The organism is Campylobacter sp. US25a (genome assembly GCF_004379075.1).
Taxonomy (GTDB): Bacteria; Campylobacterota; Campylobacteria; order Campylobacterales; family Campylobacteraceae; genus Campylobacter_D; species Campylobacter_D jejuni.
Genome location: NZ_RYYM01000034.1, coordinates 1 through 3,599, shown reverse-complemented (window position 1 = coordinate 3,599; position 3,599 = coordinate 1). Strand labels below are relative to the sequence as shown.

Here is a 3,599-nt window from a genome sequence, read left to right as displayed (position 1 = left end):
TATAAATTACCCTTTTCAGACATAGCAATGCTTTGAGATTTGCTTGAAGAAGCTAAAGCAAAAGTTTGCATAGAATTACCCATAACATTGTCTATAAAGGTTGATCTTCTTGAAGTAGTTGAGATTAAAGATCTAAAGGTTGCACCTGATATGGAAGCATTAAGATGATAATCTGTAGAAAGTTTTCCTGTTAATGGATCATAGCTTAAAGATATTTCCCCACCTCCATTGGTTCCTATATTGCCAATATTGCCTTGATTAACACCTGAGATGATATTGTTTATATTGCCTAATTCTTCAAGATTAACATTGCTTTGATCTACGGTGATGTTTTCTACTTTTACATTATCTTTACCACTTCCACCTACAACCACAGTGTCTAATTTACCTGTTTCTTTGTCTGTAGAAACAACCCAATCTTTGATTCCAACACTACCACTACCATTGTTAGTTACTGTATTACCATTTTCATCTTTACCTACTGAGCCTTGGTTGGAGATTTCAACTTGTGCTGATCCTGAAACAGTGATACCATTATTTATGGTTGAACCTTGTGAATTAGAAATACTAGTGTTTCCACTTCCTGAAGAACTAATACCACCACTAATAGTTCCACCACCATTATTGTTAATTACCATATCAGCAGCACCAGTGCTTTCAATCTTACCACCGATATTACCTGAGTTAGAAATTTCAAGTTTATTATCACTATTGTTAGTGATAGAACCACTTATACCTGTATCAGAAGTAGAGGTGTTAGTGATAGAATCAAGTTTACTATCTTTATCTACAGTAATTGAACCAGAAATAGCCCCATTACCCTCATTGGTAATGGAATCAATGGTGCTACCACCACTTACTTGAACACTTCCTGAGATACTTCCATTGCCTTGATTAACAAGACCACCTTCTACCTTAGCTCCATTTTCTATCTTGATATCACTACCTATAGAAGCACTATCTGCATTGATTATATTTCCTTCAAGTTTAGTGTTTTCCCCACTAACTGTAATACCACCTGTTATACTTCCTGAGCCAACATTAGATATGGCTTGACTTGAAGTGGCTGTTATAGTTGCTCCATCTTCTACTTTTATAGAGCCTTCTATTTTTCCACCAAAATTAAATATACCAGCATCACTTCCACCTTCTACTCTAGAGCCTTCACCAGATAAAATCATTTCTCCACTTAAAGAAGCTCCACTATCTAATCTTATACCACTAATATTACCTTTAATAACACCACCATTTGTAAGTTCTATTTTTTGAGTTCGTGAGCCAACATCTAAGGAAATTCCATAACTATCGCCATAAACTCCACTTACTGTGCCATCTTTTTTTGAGCTTGCTCCATCTATGTATAAATCCCCTAGAGTTTGCCATTGACCCACTCCTATTCCTATGTATTTGCCATGAATTACACCTCCATCTCTTATGGTAAGTGTTCCAAATTTACCCCAAGTTACCATTATGCCAGAATGATTTGATTTTATAGTTCCTGTGTTGATAATGTTTTCTATGGAGCCACCATTTTCTAGTTTTATACCAGCATGATTACTATAATTACCATTAGATATTATAGTTCCTGAATTTTCAAGAGTTTGTATATTGCCACCATATACAAATATGCCAGAAGAGTTACCATTGATAGTTCCATTATTATTAAAACTATTTATAGTTCCGCTAGATAAGCTTACACCTTCGCTTCCGCTAATAAATCCATTATTGTTAAAGGCTTGTATATTAGTATTTTTTCCTTCGAAAAACACTCCTTGATTGTTATTAGAAACTGCTATAGTTCCACTATTGTTAAATTTATCAATGTTAAGAGTTCCTGAATTACCACCCCAAACTCCCATATAAATTTGACCATTAACTTGACCTGTATTTTCAAAGGTATTGACAGTGATGGTTCCTTTAAAATCGTTATCATGCTCTACATTTACATTGCCATTAATAGTTCCTTTATTAGTAAGATTGGTAAGAGTAAGGGTATTGCTCCCATTAGCATGAGCATAGATGATTCTATCATTATTACCTATACTACCTAAAGTTCCACCTGATTGAATTATTATGGTATGTGGACCTGAATCGGAAATGTTGATTGTGCTAGTTTCTGAACTACTTACAGTTGTATTGATTCTAGCTTGAGGACTATACATACTGGCTGATCTAGCTTTAGTATTTTTATTTGCTTCATCATAAGTTTTTATTTCAGAATTTAATGTAGCATTAGCACAACTCGTTAAGAAAGAAATAGTAGCTAAAGATAAAACTATCTTTTTAGAATTTAAATGGGATTTTCCAATCCCCCCCCCATGGACACCTTACTTGAAATAATATTTTTACTCAAATATTTTTCTCCTTCCTTAATTTAAAATGATTTATTTTGAAATTAATTTCATATTTTTTATTTTTTAATAATAATATAAAATATAAAAATAAAATAGTGGAATAATAAAATATTTAAACTTAAAGTATAATTAAATACTGATTATTATATAATTATAAAATTTCAATTTAAATTTTATTTTATATAAAAAATTAATTTAATGAGAGTAAATTTGTATGAAATGTTATTTTACAAAACGCAACGAAGATTTAAGTTGTATAAGCGTGAATTTTCACGCTTACTCTAGTTCATATTTTTTCATCAAAGTATTGTAAAATCCATTGGTTTTTACCTCGTCTATACCTTTGTCAAAAATTTTTACCAATTCTTTTTGTTTGTTTTTATCAAAAGCAAAGCTAAAGCCTTCTCCACCATCCATTTCTTGGTAAAAACTTATCAAGTCTGGATTTTCAGCTAAAAAACCTTTAGCAGTATCTTCATCTGCGATAATAGCATCAATTTTCTTGTTTTTTAGTGCTAAAACAGCAATATTTAAATCTTTATTGCTTTGCACTTGTGCATTTTTGATAGCTTTTGCAGTATTTTCTTGTAAAGTTCCTAGTTGAACTCCTATTTTTTTACCTTCTAAATCATTTTTTGTTTGAAGTAAATTGTTACTTTTTAGTTTAAGATAAAGATTTTTACTCATATAGTAAGGTTTGGTAAAATCAACACTCTGTCTTCTTTCATCCGTTGCACTCATAGCCGAGGCAATCATATCGATTTTACCGGCTTTTAAAGCAGGTATTAACCCATCGAAATTGGTTTCAACCCAAACAATTTTAATACCATTTTTTTGGGCAATCTCTTCTACTAGATCCGTATCAAAGCCTGTGAGTTTTGAATTTTCTTTATAATTAAAAGGTTTATAGTTTGGGGCAGTTCCAACCTTTAATTCTACGCTTGCATTTGTTTCTTTGTTTTTAGAATCATTGCAAGCGTTTAAAAATAAGCCAATCAAGGCAACTAAAACAACACTAAATATTTTTTTCATTTTCTTCCTTTGATATAAAATGTTTTAAAATTATACTTATTTTAAATTTATATTTAATTAAGTCTGATTGCTTTTTGCAATTTTAAATTATATAATCTTTAAAATATATTTTTATACAAAATTTTCAAAAACCTACCAAATATTTATACTATTTAATCCTTTGTTTAATCCCTCTTTAAGTTTAATTGGTTATACTTTCATTTCCTTTTTTGA

1 protein-coding gene and 1 pseudogene are annotated in these 3,599 nt (G+C 30.8%); both read right to left on the bottom strand.

Annotated features, from left to right (window positions below):
• A pseudogene (locus ELQ12_RS09435) lies at positions 1-2,320 on the bottom strand (hypothetical protein); the annotation flags it as partial.
• A gap of 310 nt (positions 2,321-2,630) precedes the next feature.
• Positions 2,631-3,386, bottom strand: a complete 756-nt coding sequence (locus ELQ12_RS09430; RefSeq protein ID WP_052798497.1) for a basic amino acid ABC transporter substrate-binding protein — start codon at positions 3,384-3,386, stop codon at positions 2,631-2,633.
• Between the last annotated feature and the right edge of the window lie 213 nt (positions 3,387-3,599).

Coding starts and splice junctions, on each gene's coding strand:
- ELQ12_RS09430 (WP_052798497.1), bottom strand. CDS start 3,386: ATGAAAAAAATATTTAGTGTTGTTTTAGTTGCCTTGATTGGCTTATTT.